Here is a 15924-nt window from a genome sequence, read left to right as displayed (position 1 = left end):
ATGGCACAACATGGTGCGCTGGCCACACTGAAAGATCTGGCGGAAAAAGAGGTCGATGACGCCGCGATTCTGTTGGGAGAAATGCGTCGTGGCTGTCAGCAGGCAGAAGAACAGTTAAAGATGCTGATCGACTATCAGCATGAGTACCGCACCAATCTCAACAGCGATATGGGTCAGGGAATTACCAGTAACCGCTGGCTTAACTACCAGCAATTTATTCAGACGCTGGAAAAAGCCATTGAGCAGCACCGCCAACAGCTTAACCAGTGGACGCAGAAAGTTGACCAGGCGCTGAGCAGCTGGCGCGATAAAAAGCAACGGCTTCAGGCGTGGCAGACCCTGCAGGACAGACAAACGACGGCGGCTTTACTGGCTGAAAACCGCCTGGATCAGAAGAAAATGGATGAATTTGCTCAGCGCGCAGCTATGAGGAAACCCGAATGATTACTTTGCCCCAACTGATTACCCCCGACACCGACGTAGCCGCAGGTCTTCAGTCAGGAAAAGCGGTAGATTCACCCGAGAATTTTTTGGCTCTACTGGCTGGCGCATTAGGCGCGGGCGATGCTCAGAGTAAAGATGCCCCGCTGTCGCTGGCTGATTTACAGGCGGCAGGCAGCAAACTGCAAAAAGGGTTGCTGCAAAAAAATGGCGATACAGCACACGCCACGACATTAGCCGACCTTCTGACACAAAAAGCGGCACAGACAGATGCCTCACTGACCGATCTGACGGATGCACAGCAACTGCTGTCAACACTGACGCCATCGACGAAGCTTAATGCGCTGACAGCATTGGGCAAAACCGCCCAACAGGATGAAAACACCACCACTCTGAGCGACGAGGATCTCGCCAGCCTGAGCGCGCTGTTTGCCATGCTGCCAGGACAGCAGATCGTGACACCTGTTGCAGAAACCCCATCAGCACCGGCGGATAGCGCATTGACCGCGCTTTTACGCGGTACGGCGCACGGCGGTGCTGCGGATAATGCCGTCGAACTCGCGCCAGGCGATGTGAAAAAAGGCAAAACCGAGGCTGCACTGCACACCAGTAGCGCAGATCCGTCCGGCAATCCAACAATCACCCCGTTGACAGCGGCCGCTGCGGCCAGAAGTGAGATTGAAAGCACCCCTTCCCCTACCACTGCGGGTATCGCAGTCGCTCCGCTGGCTGGCAGTTCGCCACACGCACAGCCTCTGCCGACAGCCGCTCCCGTGTTGAGCGCGCCGCTGGGAAGCCATGAATGGCAGCAATCGCTGAGCCAGCACGTCACCTTATTCACGCGTCAGGGTCAGCAAAGTGCTGAACTGCGACTGCATCCGCAGGATCTGGGTCAGGTACAGATTTCACTCAAACTGGATGACAACCTGGCGCAGTTACAAATGGTGTCGCCGCACAGCCACGTTCGTGCCGCGTTGGAAGCCGCGTTACCGATGCTGCGCACTCAGTTGGCTGAAAGTGGGATTCAGTTGGGGCAAAGCAGCATCAGCAGCGAAAGTTTCGCGGGTCAACAGCAGTCTTCTGCGCAACAACAACAGACTGGCCGTAGTCAGGGACACGATATTTTTGCCGCTGAAGATGACGCCGTGATGGCAACACCGGCCTCATTGCACGCTGCGGCACGCGGTGATGGCGCGGTAGACATCTTCGCCTAACGCCAGAGGTAGCATGATTATCCGCGTCTTTTCCACGCTTTGTTGTGGTCAGGACACGGGATAATCAGGCCATAAGCTGTACCGAAACAGGAAGCCCGTATCTGATGACTGACTCCGCGATGAACAAAAAGAGTAAACGCGCAATTTGGATCCCTCTGCTGGTATTAATTACCCTCGCCGCCTGCGCAACAGCGGGTTATAGCTACTGGCGCATGCAGCAGCAGCCATCCGCCAGCGTCAAAGCGGAACCTGCCCCACCGCCGGCCCCGGTCTTCTTTGCACTGGATACGTTTACCGTCAATCTGGGTGATGCGGATCGCGTACTGTATATCGGCATCACACTACGCATGAAAGACGAAGCGACGCGCGCGCGTCTTAATGAATACCTGCCCGAAGTCCGCAGCCGTTTGCTGCTGCTGTTCTCCCGACAGAACGCCGCCACACTCGCGACAGAAGACGGCAAGCAACAACTGATTGCCGCCATCAAAGAGACACTCGCGACGCCGCTCGTTGTTGGTCAGCCGAAACAGGTTGTCACCGACGTTCTTTATACAGCTTTTATTCTGCGGTAAAGACATGGGCGACAGTATTCTTTCTCAGGCTGAAATCGACGCATTGCTTAACGGCGATAGCGAAACGAAAGACGAACCCGTTTCCGGCATTGCAAGCGAAAGCGACATTCGTCCTTATGATCCCAATACACAGCGCCGCGTGGTACGTGAGCGTTTACAGGCGCTGGAGATCATTAACGAGCGCTTCGCGCGCCAGTTCCGAATGGGGTTGTTTAACCTGTTACGCCGCAGCCCGGATATTACCGTGGGTGCGATCCGTATTCAGCCGTACCACGAATTTGCACGAAATTTGCCGGTTCCGACCAACCTGAACTTAATCCACCTGAAACCACTACGCGGGACAGGTCTGGTGGTGTTCTCGCCAAGTCTGGTGTTTATCGCCGTCGATAACCTTTTCGGTGGTGATGGTCGCTTCCCGACCAAAGTGGAAGGCCGTGAATTTACCCATACTGAACAGCGCGTGATCAACCGCATGCTGAAGCTGGCGCTGGAAAGCTACAGCGATGCCTGGAAAGCGATCAACCCGCTGGAAGTGGAGTACGTGCGTTCTGAAATGCAGGTGAAGTTTACCAATATCACGACATCGCCTAACGATATCGTGGTGAACACACCGTTCCATGTCGAAATTGGCAACCTGACCGGTGAATTTAACATCTGCCTGCCCTTCAGCATGATTGAGCCTCTGCGTGAACTGCTGGTTAACCCACCGCTGGAAAACTCACGTAATGAAGATCAGAACTGGCGCAATAACCTGGTGCGTCAGGTTCAGCATTCAGAGCTGGAACTGGTGGCGAATTTTGCCGACATTCCGCTGCGACTTTCTCAAATTTTAAAGCTGAAACCCGGCGATGTACTGCCAATTGAAAAACCCGACCGCATTATTGCTCATGTGGACGGCGTGCCTGTGCTGACCAGCCAATACGGCACCGTGAACGGTCAGTACGCGTTACGCGTAGAACATTTGATAAACCCGATTTTGAATTCGCTGAATGAGGAACAGCCCAAATGAGTGACATGAATAATCCGTCCGATGAGAACACTGGCGCATTGGACGATCTGTGGGCTGACGCATTAAATGAGCAAAAAACGACGACCACCAAAAGTGCGGCCGATGCGGTATTCCAGCAGTTAGGCGGCGGCGATGTCAGCGGCGCATTGCAGGATATCGACCTGATCATGGACATTCCGGTCAAACTGACCGTCGAACTGGGTCGCACGCGGATGACCATTAAAGAGCTGCTGCGCCTGACGCAGGGTTCGGTTGTTGCGTTAGACGGTCTGGCGGGAGAACCGTTGGATATTCTGATCAACGGCTATCTGATTGCCCAGGGTGAAGTCGTGGTGGTCGCGGATAAATACGGCGTACGTATTACTGACATTATTACGCCGTCAGAACGTATGCGCCGTCTGAGCCGTTAACGATGAAAACCCAGGCCACAGTCTCTCAGCCAGCCGCTCTCCCCGGATCGCCATTGGTGCAGGTCAGCGGTGCGCTGCTTGGGATCATTGTGTTGATCCTGGCGGCAGCCTGGGTGATTAAACGTCTGGGATTTGCTCCCAGAGGCCCCCGTACGCGCGGGCTTAAAGTGGCTGCCAGCACGTCATTAGGCCCGCGTGAGCGCGTGGTGATTGTTGAGGTCGAGGATGCTCGTCTGGTTCTTGGCGTTACAGCATCGCAGATTAACGTACTGCACACCCTTCCCCCGGCACCCGCCGTTGCAGAAGAAGAACCGGCCTCCCCTGCGGATTTCCAGGCCATGATGAAGAGTTTGCTCAAGCGTTCCGGGAGATCCTGATGCGCCGTTTGTTATCCCTTACGCTGTCAGGTTTGCTGTTGATAAGCCCTGCGGCCTTCGCCCAGCTCCCCGGTTTAGTAAGCCAGCCGCTTCCCGGCGGTGGGCAAAGCTGGTCGTTGCCTGTACAGACGCTGGTCTTTATCACGTCGCTGACGTTCCTGCCCGCCATTTTGCTGATGATGACCAGCTTCACCCGCATCATCATTGTTTTCGGGCTGTTGCGTAATGCGCTGGGTACCCCGTCTGCACCGCCGAACCAGGTGTTGCTCGGTCTGGCGCTGTTTTTGACCTTTTTCATCATGTCGCCGGTGATCGACAAAATCTATGTCGATGCTTATCAGCCCTTCAGCGAAGAAAAGATCACCATGCAGGAAGCCATGGAGAAAGGTGCTCAGCCATTGCGTGAGTTTATGCTCCGTCAGACCCGTGAGGCTGACCTGGCACTGTTTGCTCGCCTGGCAAACAGCGGTCCGTTGCAGGGACCGGAAGCGGTACCGATGCGCATTTTGCTGCCTGCTTATGTCACCAGCGAACTGAAAACGGCCTTTCAGATTGGATTTACGATTTTCATTCCTTTTTTGATCATCGATCTGGTCATCGCCAGCGTGCTGATGGCACTCGGGATGATGATGGTGCCGCCCGCCACCATTGCGTTACCGTTTAAGCTGATGCTGTTTGTGCTGGTTGACGGCTGGCAGTTGCTTGTCGGCTCGCTTGCGCAAAGCTTTTACAGTTAGGGACGCAAAATGACACCTGAATCGGTCATGATGATGGGCACAGAGGCGATGAAAGTCGCCCTTGCCCTCGCCGCGCCTTTGTTGTTGGTGGCTCTCGTCACCGGCCTGATTATCAGTATCCTGCAGGCCGCGACCCAGATTAACGAAATGACGCTATCCTTCATTCCCAAAATTGTCGCCGTCTTTATTGCCATCATCGTTGCCGGTCCGTGGATGCTTAACCTGTTACTGGACTACGTGCGTACGCTGTTCAGCAATTTACCCTATATCATCGGGTAGATGACGCGATGCTGCAGGTAACCAGCCTTGAATGGCTCCACTGGCTGAACCTTTATTTCTGGCCTTTGCTGCGCATACTCGCCCTGATCTCTACCGCGCCAATTCTCAGTGAGCGCGCCATTCCCAAACGGGTAAAACTGGGACTGGGGCTGATGATCACCATCGTTATCGCCCCATCGCTTCCCGCTGTTGATGTGCCGATCTTTTCCGTCGGCGCATTATGGCTGGCCCTGCAACAGATCCTGATCGGCATTGCATTAGGTTTCACCATGCAGTTTGCGTTTGCGGCAGTCCGTACCGCCGGGGAACTCATCGGCCTGCAAATGGGTCTCTCCTTTGCGACATTCTTCGATCCCGGCAGCCGCCTGAATATGCCCGTACTCGCCCGCCTGATGGATATGCTGGCGATGCTGCTGTTTTTGACCTTCAACGGGCATTTATGGCTGATTTCCCTGCTGGTGGATACGTTTCATACGCTCCCCATCGGCGGTAATCCGGTTAACAGCAATGCGTTCCTGGCCCTCGCCCGGGCAGGTGGCTTAATTTTCCTCAACGGGCTTATGCTCGCTCTGCCGGTGATGACGCTGTTACTCACCCTCAACCTCGCGCTCGGGTTGCTAAATCGAATGGCGCCTCAGCTGTCTGTATTTGTGATTGGCTTTCCACTTACCCTGACTGTGGGTATTTCATTAATGGCGGCCCTCATGCCATTAATTGCGCCATTCTGTGAGCGTTTATTCAGCGAAATTTTTAATTTGCTGGCTGATATTGTCAGCGAAATGCCATTAAATAATAGTCCTTAATGTTTATCCTGTTTTACTAAGGATTGTCTTAAATTAAAAAAGCAACAACATTCACCAGGATAACCCTCTCGTGGGTTATTTGCTTTTCGCTCACTCACATAATGCAACATTTACTTTACTTTAAGATGTTTCCTGGCAAATTATACGCAACTTTACGGGATAGTAAATTCGCCTGAAAACAGCGAAAGCGTCATCTTGGGTCGTTATTATTCCGTTTAGTTGTGATGCAATAATCAGGTAAGGGGAATTATCGTTACGCATTGAGTGAGGGTATGCCATGTCAACGATTATTATGGATTTATGCAGTTACACCCGGCTAGGGCTGACCGGGTATTTGGTAAGTCGGGGAGTGAAAAAAAGGGAAATCAACAACATTTCAACCGTTGATGAACTCAGCATCGCCTGTGGCTCGCTTCAACCCGCTGTGGTGTTTATTAATGAGGACTGTTTCATCCACGATCCCGCTAACAGTCAGCAAATAAAGCAAATCATTAATCAACATCCCAGTACATTATTTATTGTATTTATGGCCATTGCCAACGTACATTTTGATGAATATCTCTTAGTAAGAAAAAATTTACTGATCAGTTCTAAATCGATTAAACCTGATTCACTGGATGAGCTTCTTGGCGATATTCTGAAAAAGGAAGTGGATATTGTTGTGGATGTGAACCTGCCGACTCTGTCATTAAGTCGGACCGAGTCCAGCATGTTACGAATGTGGATGGACGGTCAGGGAACAATACAGATATCAGACCAAATGAATATCAAAGCCAAAACGGTGTCATCCCATAAGGGGAATATAAAACGAAAGATCAAGACGCATAATAAACAGGTTATCTACCACGTTGTCCGGCTTACGGATAATGTCACCAACGGTATCTTTGTGAATATGCGGTAGAACGTTCTGACTGGTGGGCATGCCACCAGTCAGGATAAACGGGAAACGTGTTACTTCACTCCAGTTTTTCCACAAAGATACCATCCGGGTGACCTGACTCATTAAAGAACCAGATACCGAGCGGGTAGTCTTCAAGCGAAACCAGGTACATTGTGCCTTCATTAAACTCTTCGATGGCCAGCACCACACCCGGCCGACGAGGACCGCCGTCCGTTTTGACTGTAACCCGATCATTCACCTTCATCGTTTTCCTCCTGTGGCTTTGTGCCAGTGTAGAACAAATTCCCTTTTCTGGCAGCGCCCGGCACGCGCGATTGCGGGTTTTCTCGACAGTCTATACTTAGAGGGTGCGCATCAGAGATTTTGCTGCGCGCGCCCGGTATCCGTAACGGTTGAGAGGTATGAGGATGAAAACCGCGAAAGAGTACAGCGATACGGCCAAACGCGAAGTTAGCGTCGATGTGGACGCTCTGCTGAAGGCAATCAACGAAATCTGCGAGAGCGAAATTCATCGAAGCCACGATGACCCGGAACGCGTCAGCGTTGACGGTCGTGATTACCACACATGGCATGAACTGGCTGAAGCGTTCGAGCTTGATATCCACGATTTTAGCGTGTCGGAAATCAATCGCTGACTGAGGGCGAAAAAAATCCCGGCCCTTATCGGGTCGGGATCAAACTTGCTTATGCAAGAAGCACTTGAAAATTCGTTACACCAGGAAATCTGATGTGAAACTCACCTTATCTGCAATTTTTTTGCCTGACAAGTAAATAATTCTCACCAGAATGATAAATATAACTAATACTTGGGAGATCACCGGGTTACGGATGAGTGTCAAATTCAGACATCTTGTTGGCGCTGCCTTCGCTCACCCGGCACAAGCTCATCTTCACGGAATGCCTCACGCTTGACGCCAAAACCGTCGTACCAACGACACTCCACCATACCACTGGCATATCCGGTGACGATCATCCGTGGGCCCCCGTCTTTCACGGTGACTTCCTCACTGACAGAAAAGACCATACCTGCCTCCTGTATCAAGAGAAACCTTTTCACCTTAGACGACAACCCGCTTTTTTGCATAATTTACAGCGTGACAATTAGTGCGAAACGCCTCGCATTTTTGCTATCGCTTTCACCAGCAGTACGACAATCCCCCCAATAATAAACCCGAGTACGAGGTTCAGCAGGGTTGGAAGCATAATTTCCATGAATGTATTCTGTTGCTGGGCAAAATGTTCAATCGCATGATGCAACGGCGCAATTCCGTGCACGACAATGCCGCCACCGACCAAAAACATCGCCAGCGTACCCACAACGGACAGCGTTTTCATCAGCCAGGGAGCGACCACCAGCAGTCCTTTTCCAAACACCTGCGCAAGTGCGCTGGTCTTTTCTACCAACCAGTATCCGATATCATCGAGTTTAACGATGATCCCCACCAGACCGTACACGCCAATGGTCACCGCTAAAGCAATACCGGACAGGACCAGCACCTGATTTAACAGTGGCGCTTCAGCCACAATACCGAGCGTAATCGCAACGATCTCAGCCGAGAGAATAAAATCAGTCCGCACGGCACCTTTGATTTTATCTTTCTCAAACGTCATCGGGTCCTGGGCCGCAAGGGACGCCAGGCGCAGCTGGCGCTCTTCCGGGGTTTCTTTATGCTTACGCGCTTCCAGCGTATGCAGCACTTTTTCCACACCTTCAAAACAGAGAAACGCCCCGCCGATCATTAATAACGGCGTAATAGCCCAGGGAAGAAAAGCGCTGATCAGTAACGCCAGCGGCACGAGGATAACTTTGTTGACGAAAGATCCTTTTGCCACGCTCCAGACAACCGGGAGTTCGCGATTTGCCCGTACCCCTGAGACCTGCTGCGCATTTAGAGACAGGTCGTCCCCCAACACCCCCGCCGTCTTTTTCGCGGCCAGTTTTCCCATCATGGAGATATCGTCGAGAAGCGTGGCGATATCATCAAGTAAAGTGAGTAAGCTACTTCCTGCCAAAATTTTTACCCTCAATATTCTTCTTTTGCAGTCATTAGTATGAAGTAAAACACGGAATGCTGAAACCGACCTCTCTGGTCAACAAATATTTAACAACAGCAGGCAATTATAAATCTCGCCAGCATGATAGTTTTGACGTTTACTATGTTGCACCTTTTTATTTCCACCGTGAGGGATTATGCGTTTCAGGCAATTGTTACCACTTTTCAGCGCGCTTTTCGCGCTGTACATCATTTGGGGTTCCACGTACTTCGTTATTCGCATCGGTGTTGAAAGCTGGCCACCGCTCATGATGGCAGGCGTACGATTTCTCGCTGCGGGAATACTGTTAACCGCATTCTTACTTATTCGCGGTCACAAACTTCCGCCTTTACGTCCCCTGCTCAATGCAGCACTGATCGGTATTCTACTGCTGGCGGAGGGTAACGGCCTGGTGACTGTTGCGGAACATCAAAACGTTCCTTCCGGCATCGCTGCGGTTGTCGTCGCGACGGTACCGCTATTTACACTGTGCTTTAGCTATTTTTTTGGTATCAAAACACGCAAGCTGGAATGGCTTGGGATTGCGATCGGTCTTGCCGGGATCATCATGCTCAATAGCGGTGGAAACTTGAGTGGCAATCCGTGGGGAGCGGTGTTGATCCTGATTGGCTCAATGAGCTGGGCGTTTGGCTCTGTGTACGGTTCGCGTATAACGTTACCCGTTGGCATGATGGCAGGCGCCATTGAAATGTTAGCCGCCGGCATTGTGCTGATGTGCGCATCGTTTCTCTCCGGCGAAAAATTGACCACCATGCCGTCATTTTCCGGTTTTATGGCGGTAGGTTACCTGGCCCTGTTTGGCTCGATTATCGCCATTAATGCTTATATGTATCTGATTCGCAATGTAAGCCCTGCTCTGGCTACCAGTTATGCCTACGTCAACCCGGTAGTGGCGGTGTTATTAGGCACCGGTCTGGGCGGAGAAAGTCTGGCGCTCATTGAGTGGCTGGCGCTGGGCGTGATTGTTTTCGCGGTGATTCTGGTGACGCTGGGTAAATACCTGTTCCCCGTTAAATCAGACGCCGTCGTCACCCCGTCAGAGAAATCGTTACAGTAAATGAATACCCTGAGTGTCGATCTGCGCGCTGGCACCACCGCCGCAGATCCACTCAATGACACGTTCAGATAGCGCTTCATTATCCAGTTTTTCACGCCCACGCAAGGCGCACTCCCAGACAATCAGTACACGCCACCCGAGCACCTGCAGTTTCTCCCGGTCCCGTTCATCGCGCACAACATTTTTACCGATCTTATCCAGCCAGAAGTCCGTTCGGGTGGCGGGCGTTTTAAATAAATAACAGGTATGGCGATGCCAGAAACAGCCATGGGTGAAAATGACACACTGATACTCATCAACGACAAAATCAGGGCGGCCGGGCAACGCCGCATCCTGCACGCGAAATGAGACACCCTGCTCTGTGAGTAGGCTGGCAAGCCGTTTTTCGATAGCCGTATCGCGGGTCGCTATCGCCCGCATATTTTTGCTGCGCGTTGCCTTATCGTGAACGTCTGCCATGCAGAGTCTCTTTTTCACGCAGCGCAACGGCCTGTTTAATTTTCGGCTCCAGCAGTTTGGCAACCGCCGCGAATGCAGGTACTACGACCGAATTGCCAAACTGGCGGTAGGCCTGGGTATCTGAGACCGGAATACGGAACTGGTAGCCTTGTGGGGATTCAAAGCCCATCAGACGTGCGCACTCTCTTGGCGTTAACCTGCGCGGGCGATGCCGTTGGTTCTGCGGATCGTCAAAATCCTGCTCACCCAACGCCATGTCCCAGCCACGGTCGATCAGGATTTCTGCGCCGTCTTTGTAATAACGCGCAGATAATGTACGCGTTACGCTATCGGGATTACCGGGATAGACCATGCCGTAGCCAAACCCGTTCCCCCGCGCCTGATGCTTTTTCGCATAGCGATAAAGGTATTTCCACAAGACCGGGGTCAATATGTATTTCGCATCAACCGTGGGTTCAAGGAGTTCAGCCAGCGTCACCCGCCGCTGTGGATAACGGGTAACAATATTGCGCAGGGTAAAGTCTGTTTTCAAATTCAGATCGCGGCGGAACCCCACAAGGACAATACGTTCGCGGTGCTGAGGCAAAAAGTGTTGGCCATCAATAATTTTAGGATCGTCCGGCCCGTTATCCGCAGCATCTGCCACGTCATAACCCAGCTCATCCAGCGTTTGCATAATAATGCGAAACGTTTTTCCCTGGTCATGGCTCTTCAGGTTTTTGACGTTTTCGAGCACAAATATTGCCGGACGACGTGCATCAAGGATGCGCACCACGTCAAAAAAGAGCGTGCCTTGCGTATCACAGGCAAAGCCGTGTGCACGTCCTAGCGCATTTTTCTTTGATACACCCGCCAGAGAGAACGGCTGACAGGGAAAACCGGCTAGCAGTACGTCATGCTCAGGGACATGCTGGCAAATATGTTCAGCTGCCTGCTGGTCGCTTACGCCATCATGATGGCTGAGAGTGATATCACGAATGTCTTCATTAAAGTGATGCTGATGCGGGTCACAATAGTTGTTCGCTTTGTAGGTACGCACCGCATGCTTGTTCCATTCGCTGGTCAATACGCACTGCCCGCCTATCGCCTCAAAGCCACGGCGTATGCCGCCAATACCGGCAAAAAGATCGATAAATCGAAAAGCATAATGTGGATGATGCGCCGGCGGCGTTGGTAGCAAGGTATGCAGGTGGGCAAGCTCACGTTCGCTAAGGCGATGCCATGTTTCATTCGCGACCACGCGCTTGAAGATTGCCGGACTCCAGCGGTTCTCGCCGATGCCATTAAGATGGGCAACCAGCGTTTTTACGTCATATATTTCAAGCAACTTAGCCAAAATCACCTGTACGGCGACCCCGTTATCGTCTGTCATCAGGTTTATGGAGCCTGCTACTGAAAAATTATCCTGCATACATTTAACCGCCCGAAATGAATTACCCACAGGTTAACATAAAAAAGAGGGGTTTACGTTTCGGCTATTATCGCTGCTGGCGCGCGTTAAGAGGCTGAATCGCGGCAAGATCCAACATCTCATAGTCCCCTTTCAGCTCCGCGCTTAATTTCGCCATGTACGTCAACAAAAAGTCTGCATTATGTTGCGCCAAATGCCGACCGTGCTCGGTTTGCATTGTCAGCGGCAACGTTAACAGCTTGGTCTGGAAATGATCGAGCGCATACTGCTTATCGTTAAGCTCCCGATGTTGTGCAAAGGGATCTTCTGCATCAAACAGCGCGACACCGAGGGAACCGGAAACCGCAAATACGCGAGCCAGACCAATTGCGCCAAGTGCTTCAAGTCTGTCTGCATCCTGCACAATTTTTGCTTCAATGCTCTCGGGTGTGATTTTGGCACTAAAACTGTGCGCTTCAATGGCATGACTGACAGCAGGTAAACGATCCACGGGAAAATCAGGAAAGTCTCGCGTCAACACACGGCAGGTTTCCTGCGCGGCCAGCACCGATGAACGATGTCGGTCAGGATGATTTTTCGGCAAGCTGATCAGGTCATGGAAATAACACGCTGTCAGAACCACCAGCCAGTCAACCTCAACACCGTCACCCAACGTTTGTGCTGTTATCCACACCCGACGAAAATGAAAAAGGTCATGAGCGGCATCCTGGTCAACATGATGTCTGCGTAACCAGGTTTCAAACTGCCGCTGCCAATGTTGTAAATCCATGCTGTCGCTCTCCACAAAAGAAGATGACCTTATCAAAAACACGCCTGTCAAACCACACGGTAAATGAATACTTCTAATTTAGAATAAAACATATATATGTAAAATTAATCCAATATCTTTTTTCATTATTTGTTTTTATTAAAAAACCAGAACACATTCATTAATGAATATTCATATCAATTATATTTAAAGATAAACAATAGCCACGCAGTAATAAACAATAAAAACAAGAAATAACACATACAAAACACATTCACATTTAATTATAATAAAGCCAATTGAAACACTTTGAAATATATTAAATATATTTGTTACATGTTACCTTTTAAAAACAATGAACTTAATAGAATAGTATCCAGCTGTAGTTTTCAGGATAACACTACATATTCATAAAATTTATTATCATAAGGAAATACATAATGAAAAGAAAAGTACTGGCACTTATCGTCCCGGCTTTATTAGCCGCTGGTGCAGCAAACGCAGCTGAAATTTATAATAAAGATGGCAATAAACTTGATCTCTACGGAAAAGTTGATGGCCTGCATTATTTTTCTGATAACGCGAATGACGATGGCGACATGACCTATGTTCGTCTGGGTTTTAAAGGTGAAACACAGATCAATGATGTGCTGACTGGCTTTGGTCAGTGGGAATATAACATCCAGGCTAATACAACTGAAAAAGATCATGGGAACTCATGGACGCGTCTGGGATTTGCCGGTCTGGGCTTCGGTGAGAATGGTACCTTTGATTACGGCCGTAATTACGGTGTTGTTTACGATGTTGAAGCATGGACAGATATGCTGCCAGAGTTTGGTGGCGATACCTGGGCTCAAACCGATGTTTACATGACTGGCCGTACTAATAACGTTGCCACTTATCGTAACAAGGGCTTCTTTGGTCAGGTTGACGGTTTAAACTTTGCACTGCAATACCAGGGTAACAATGAAAACCCAGGCTCTGGCGAAGGTACAGGTAATACCGGTGGCCGTAAATTGTCCAAAGAGAACGGCGACGGTTACGGTATGTCTACCTCTTATGATTTTGATTTTGGCTTAAGTTTAGGGGCTGCCTACTCTCATTCAGACCGTACCAATAATCAGGTCGCGCACGGTTCTCACGACAAAAACAGTGTCACTGCAGGCGGTGATACCGCTGATTCCTGGACCGTCGGTGCTAAATATGATGCAAACAATATTTACCTGGCCGCCATGTATGCGGAAACCCGCAATATGACCGCGTATGGCGACGCTGACGGCATCGCCAATAAAACACAGAACTTTGAAGTGACAGCTCAGTATCAATTTGACTTTGGTCTGCGCCCTGCTATCTCTTATCTGCTGTCTAAAGGCCAGGATCTGGGCGGCCAGAGTGTAGATAAAAACGGCGTCTACCAATACACCGATAAAGATCTGGTGGAATATGTGGATATTGGCGCGACTTACTACTTTAACAAAAACATGTCTACCTACGTTGATTATAAAATCAACCTGCTGGATGCAGACGATAGCTTCTACGCTAATAATGGTATCTCAACGGATGACATTGTTGCCGTTGGTTTAGTCTACCAGTTCTAATCCTGCGCCAAACCTACAGGCCCGTTTCATCTGAAGCGGGCTTTTTATTTTATATGAACAGCCCTGATGCTTTTACGGTGTTGAAGTTTCTGCTCGCTGTTTTATCAGCATATAACGGTTAATGAGCTGGCTAAGATGCATATCCGTTTGCAATATTTGAGCGTCTGGTAGTGGCGTCCCGGAGGGAAATTGGCTGAGTAGGAAAAGTTGCTCTTCAACAGGCGTCGCACGACTAAAGTCTTGTGTGATGGTAAATACCATCGACTTCAGTTCTGAGCCAGTCAGGTATTTGCCTTTACGCTCATCAAGGGCGTTCAGACGCTGCGTTAATGCCTGAAGGCCGTCCATTCCCGCATGCCAGCCAGCGAGCGATGAATCAGATATGGCATGACTCCTGATATAACGCTGCCACTGAGCTTTCAATTTTTCAGCATCTGAAGGTGCTGCGGATGCAGCCAGCACGAAACCGTAATTCTGTAGCCACAGCGGCGAAAACTGTGACAACGCCTCCAGGGATGATTCATTTGCCACAACGGGCAACGGGCTGCTGGGTGGAGGGGTGAGTTTCTGCCAGCCCCACAATCCCGTAGATCCCAACACCAGCATGGCCAGCGCCCCACCCACAAAGCTTCTCCACGGCCGCGAGCGAGTGGGTTCACCTGACTCAGTCACGACCTGTGGCACAACGGGAGCCTCATGGACTATGTACACCAGCGGTTCAGTTAAGCCAACGGATGACGCCGACAACGGCACTGTAACCGGCATACTGTTGCTCGCATCGATATTTTCAAGGCGTATAACCGCATTGTGCATAAATGCACACAGATCCCCTATCTGGCTGGCGTTTTTCAACTCCAGACGCTGTAGACGCTCACGTATAGCATTGAGGTACTCTTCCGCTTTGTAAACCTGTGGCAAATCACCATAATTCAGGTTTAGCGTTCGCAATACCGCCTGCAGGCGCTGACTGAATCCGGTGAGAATCTCCATTCTGGCGTGAACCGGCTGCGGCCAGAACGTTCCCCATTGATGGGTCAGCAACGCTTCCAGAATCGCCAGGCCTTCATTAAGCCCTGCCAGCCCGGTAATTCGTGTGCGCGCCAGCGTATACCAGCACAGAGTTTGCAGCTCAACACCGTTCTGGCGAAACAATGACAGGCTCAATTGCTCAACGCGCCCCCAGTCAACATCAGGTCGCGCAGGATGGGAAAGTTTAGCAAGCTCATCGCGCAAAGCGGCATAATCCGCCAGCGGGCGCGGATCGCCGCCAGTATTAATTTTACGGGAGTGAATGTCATTCATGACCAGATATCCATTTGACAGATTGACGTAATCCGTCTTGCTCAGTGACTCGCAAGAGAACCGTCAGGTATACCGCATTGATGCTATCGGCAGGCAGGTGAGACCAGTGTAATAAGGGGTTAAATCAAAGATATTGCTGTTGCCTCAGGTGACGAAGCAGGACGCGTCCTTCCGGCATAAACTCCGTTCCATAGCGAACCAGCCCAAGGCCTTTTAGTTCTGCATCAATGGCGTAGCACAGTTCACCCGGCTGAGTCTGATCGAGCAATGTGACCGTAATATTTTTCAGTCTTGGCTCGTACTTCAGCAATACAGACGACAGCGTACTCATCAGTTGATGAGCGGTTCCTGGCATTCCCTGCAGGATTTTGGTCATATCCGGCAGACCATAGTCCGGCAAGTGGGCCAGCGAGCCTGCGCGACAGTTAAGAATGCACTGCATGTTATCGAGCACGGATAAAATCACCTGGTTTTGTTCACTGACCTGGCACATATCAAGACCACCGGTGAAGTTACCAAAGAGGGTTTCATAGAGAGAAGGACGTGGCATC

The 15924-nt window shown here is 50.7% G+C and carries 21 protein-coding genes; 13 read left to right on the top strand and 8 right to left on the bottom strand.

Annotation, left to right across the window (positions count from 1 at the left end; genetic code table 11):
* The 10 genes from fliJ to rcsA all read left to right on the top strand — a co-directional run bounded on the left by fliJ (position 1) and on the right by rcsA (position 6743).
* Positions 1-444: a flagellar export protein FliJ gene (fliJ, locus tag N7268_RS18570; RefSeq protein WP_198903787.1), complete on the top strand. Its 444-nt coding sequence runs from the start codon at positions 1-3 to the stop codon at positions 442-444.
* Positions 441-1655 (top strand): flagellar hook length control protein FliK, encoded by a 1215-nt coding sequence (fliK, locus tag N7268_RS18565; RefSeq protein ID WP_260864011.1) that lies wholly within the window; start codon positions 441-443, stop codon positions 1653-1655. Before fliJ ends, fliK begins: the two co-directional genes overlap by 4 nt.
* 104 nt (positions 1656-1759) lie before the next feature.
* The gene (gene fliL / locus N7268_RS18560; RefSeq protein ID WP_198903785.1) at positions 1760-2227 is read left to right on the top strand and encodes a flagellar basal body-associated protein FliL; all 468 of its coding nucleotides are present in this window, start codon (positions 1760-1762) and stop codon (positions 2225-2227) included.
* Between the two features lie 4 nt (positions 2228-2231).
* Positions 2232-3236, top strand: coding sequence for a flagellar motor switch protein FliM (gene fliM / locus N7268_RS18555; RefSeq protein WP_198903784.1), 1005 nt, complete (start codon positions 2232-2234; stop codon positions 3234-3236).
* Positions 3233-3646, top strand: coding sequence for a flagellar motor switch protein FliN (gene fliN / locus N7268_RS18550; RefSeq protein ID WP_005127761.1), 414 nt, complete (start codon positions 3233-3235; stop codon positions 3644-3646). Before fliM ends, fliN begins: the two co-directional genes overlap by 4 nt.
* 2 nt (positions 3647-3648) lie before the next feature.
* Complete coding sequence (gene fliO / locus N7268_RS18545; protein ID WP_260864010.1) at positions 3649-4023, top strand: flagellar biosynthetic protein FliO; 375 nt, start codon at positions 3649-3651, stop codon at positions 4021-4023.
* Positions 4023-4760: a flagellar type III secretion system pore protein FliP gene (gene fliP / locus N7268_RS18540; RefSeq protein ID WP_260864009.1), complete on the top strand. Its 738-nt coding sequence runs from the start codon at positions 4023-4025 to the stop codon at positions 4758-4760. Before fliO ends, fliP begins: the two co-directional genes overlap by 1 nt.
* A gap of 9 nt (positions 4761-4769) precedes the next feature.
* Positions 4770-5039: a flagellar biosynthesis protein FliQ gene (fliQ, locus tag N7268_RS18535; protein ID WP_032939600.1), complete on the top strand. Its 270-nt coding sequence runs from the start codon at positions 4770-4772 to the stop codon at positions 5037-5039.
* 8 nt (positions 5040-5047) lie between these two features.
* On the top strand, positions 5048-5842 hold the full coding sequence (gene fliR / locus N7268_RS18530) for a flagellar biosynthetic protein FliR (protein WP_260864008.1): 795 nt from the start codon (positions 5048-5050) through the stop codon (positions 5840-5842).
* A 277-nt stretch (positions 5843-6119) separates the two neighbouring features.
* Entirely contained in the window at positions 6120-6743 is a 624-nt protein-coding gene (rcsA, locus tag N7268_RS18525) for a transcriptional regulator RcsA (RefSeq protein ID WP_198903780.1), read from the top strand.
* A 55-nt stretch (positions 6744-6798) separates the two neighbouring features.
* Here rcsA and dsrB read toward each other — a convergent pair whose 3' ends face one another.
* Positions 6799-6987, bottom strand: coding sequence for a protein DsrB (gene dsrB, locus N7268_RS18520; protein WP_198903779.1), 189 nt, complete (start codon positions 6985-6987; stop codon positions 6799-6801).
* Positions 6988-7150: 163 nt separating this feature from the next.
* Here dsrB and yodD point away from each other — a divergent pair, with 163 nt between their 5' ends.
* Complete coding sequence (gene yodD / locus N7268_RS18515; RefSeq protein WP_198903778.1) at positions 7151-7378, top strand: DUF2525 domain-containing protein; 228 nt, start codon at positions 7151-7153, stop codon at positions 7376-7378.
* A gap of 206 nt (positions 7379-7584) precedes the next feature.
* Here the strand turns inward: yodD and N7268_RS18510 are convergent, their stop codons facing one another.
* Complete coding sequence (locus tag N7268_RS18510) at positions 7585-7767, bottom strand: YodC family protein (protein ID WP_198903777.1); 183 nt, start codon at positions 7765-7767, stop codon at positions 7585-7587.
* A 77-nt stretch (positions 7768-7844) separates the two neighbouring features.
* Entirely contained in the window at positions 7845-8756 is a 912-nt protein-coding gene (locus N7268_RS18505; RefSeq protein ID WP_260864007.1) for a DUF808 domain-containing protein, read from the bottom strand.
* Between the two features lie 178 nt (positions 8757-8934).
* On the opposite strand from N7268_RS18505, the gene yedA reads away from it, so the two are divergent.
* Positions 8935-9855, top strand: a complete 921-nt coding sequence (yedA, locus tag N7268_RS18500) for a drug/metabolite exporter YedA (RefSeq protein ID WP_260864006.1) — start codon at positions 8935-8937, stop codon at positions 9853-9855.
* On the opposite strand, the gene N7268_RS18495 is transcribed toward yedA, so the two are convergent.
* From N7268_RS18495 to N7268_RS18485, 3 genes are all read right to left on the bottom strand, one after another.
* The gene (locus tag N7268_RS18495) at positions 9847-10314 is read right to left on the bottom strand and encodes a very short patch repair endonuclease (RefSeq protein ID WP_198903774.1); all 468 of its coding nucleotides are present in this window, start codon (positions 10312-10314) and stop codon (positions 9847-9849) included. The two genes, yedA and N7268_RS18495, sit on opposite strands and share 9 nt — an antisense overlap.
* Entirely contained in the window at positions 10295-11725 is a 1431-nt protein-coding gene (locus tag N7268_RS18490; protein ID WP_198903773.1) for a DNA cytosine methyltransferase, read from the bottom strand. Before N7268_RS18490 ends, N7268_RS18495 begins: the two co-directional genes overlap by 20 nt.
* A gap of 67 nt (positions 11726-11792) precedes the next feature.
* Positions 11793-12494: a phosphohydrolase gene (locus N7268_RS18485; protein ID WP_260864005.1), complete on the bottom strand. Its 702-nt coding sequence runs from the start codon at positions 12492-12494 to the stop codon at positions 11793-11795.
* A gap of 419 nt (positions 12495-12913) precedes the next feature.
* Between N7268_RS18485 and ompC the strand changes: the two genes are divergently transcribed.
* Complete coding sequence (gene ompC / locus N7268_RS18480; RefSeq protein ID WP_260864004.1) at positions 12914-14071, top strand: porin OmpC; 1158 nt, start codon at positions 12914-12916, stop codon at positions 14069-14071.
* 72 nt (positions 14072-14143) lie between these two features.
* Here ompC and N7268_RS18475 read toward each other — a convergent pair whose 3' ends face one another.
* Positions 14144-15373 (bottom strand): VasL domain-containing protein, encoded by a 1230-nt coding sequence (locus N7268_RS18475; RefSeq protein WP_260864003.1) that lies wholly within the window; start codon positions 15371-15373, stop codon positions 14144-14146.
* 124 nt (positions 15374-15497) lie between these two features.
* Positions 15498-15923 (bottom strand): type VI secretion system baseplate subunit TssE, encoded by a 426-nt coding sequence (gene tssE, locus N7268_RS18470; RefSeq protein WP_260864002.1) that lies wholly within the window; start codon positions 15921-15923, stop codon positions 15498-15500.
* Between the last annotated feature and the right edge of the window lies 1 nt (position 15924).

The sequence above is a fragment of the Citrobacter sp. Marseille-Q6884 genome (genome assembly GCF_945906775.1).
Taxonomy (GTDB): Bacteria; Pseudomonadota; Gammaproteobacteria; order Enterobacterales; family Enterobacteriaceae; genus Citrobacter.
The sequence above is the reverse complement of the archived record's forward strand: the minus strand, read 5'-3'. Positions and strand labels throughout refer to the sequence as shown.

What these genes read in the sequence shown, in the direction of transcription:
- fliO (WP_260864010.1), top strand. Translation starts at nt 3,649, where the DNA reads ATGAAAACCCAGGCCACAGTCTCTCAGCCAGCCGCTCTCCCCGGATCG.
- fliP (WP_260864009.1), top strand. Translation starts at nt 4,023, where the DNA reads ATGCGCCGTTTGTTATCCCTTACGCTGTCAGGTTTGCTGTTGATAAGC.
- tssE (WP_260864002.1), bottom strand. Translation starts at nt 15,923, where the DNA reads ATGCCACGTCCTTCTCTCTATGAAACCCTCTTTGGTAACTTCACCGGT.
- fliM (WP_198903784.1), top strand. Translation starts at nt 2,232, where the DNA reads ATGGGCGACAGTATTCTTTCTCAGGCTGAAATCGACGCATTGCTTAAC.
- fliK (WP_260864011.1), top strand. Translation starts at nt 441, where the DNA reads ATGATTACTTTGCCCCAACTGATTACCCCCGACACCGACGTAGCCGCA.
- N7268_RS18475 (WP_260864003.1), bottom strand. Translation starts at nt 15,373, where the DNA reads ATGAATGACATTCACTCCCGTAAAATTAATACTGGCGGCGATCCGCGC.
- N7268_RS18485 (WP_260864005.1), bottom strand. Translation starts at nt 12,494, where the DNA reads ATGGATTTACAACATTGGCAGCGGCAGTTTGAAACCTGGTTACGCAGA.
- N7268_RS18490 (WP_198903773.1), bottom strand. Translation starts at nt 11,725, where the DNA reads ATGCAGGATAATTTTTCAGTAGCAGGCTCCATAAACCTGATGACAGAC.
- dsrB (WP_198903779.1), bottom strand. Translation starts at nt 6,987, where the DNA reads ATGAAGGTGAATGATCGGGTTACAGTCAAAACGGACGGCGGTCCTCGT.
- fliL (WP_198903785.1), top strand. Translation starts at nt 1,760, where the DNA reads ATGACTGACTCCGCGATGAACAAAAAGAGTAAACGCGCAATTTGGATC.
- N7268_RS18495 (WP_198903774.1), bottom strand. Translation starts at nt 10,314, where the DNA reads ATGGCAGACGTTCACGATAAGGCAACGCGCAGCAAAAATATGCGGGCG.
- yedA (WP_260864006.1), top strand. Translation starts at nt 8,935, where the DNA reads ATGCGTTTCAGGCAATTGTTACCACTTTTCAGCGCGCTTTTCGCGCTG.
- rcsA (WP_198903780.1), top strand. Translation starts at nt 6,120, where the DNA reads ATGTCAACGATTATTATGGATTTATGCAGTTACACCCGGCTAGGGCTG.
- fliQ (WP_032939600.1), top strand. Translation starts at nt 4,770, where the DNA reads ATGACACCTGAATCGGTCATGATGATGGGCACAGAGGCGATGAAAGTC.
- N7268_RS18510 (WP_198903777.1), bottom strand. Translation starts at nt 7,767, where the DNA reads ATGGTCTTTTCTGTCAGTGAGGAAGTCACCGTGAAAGACGGGGGCCCA.
- ompC (WP_260864004.1), top strand. Translation starts at nt 12,914, where the DNA reads ATGAAAAGAAAAGTACTGGCACTTATCGTCCCGGCTTTATTAGCCGCT.
- fliJ (WP_198903787.1), top strand. Translation starts at nt 1, where the DNA reads ATGGCACAACATGGTGCGCTGGCCACACTGAAAGATCTGGCGGAAAAA.
- fliR (WP_260864008.1), top strand. Translation starts at nt 5,048, where the DNA reads ATGCTGCAGGTAACCAGCCTTGAATGGCTCCACTGGCTGAACCTTTAT.
- fliN (WP_005127761.1), top strand. Translation starts at nt 3,233, where the DNA reads ATGAGTGACATGAATAATCCGTCCGATGAGAACACTGGCGCATTGGAC.
- yodD (WP_198903778.1), top strand. Translation starts at nt 7,151, where the DNA reads ATGAAAACCGCGAAAGAGTACAGCGATACGGCCAAACGCGAAGTTAGC.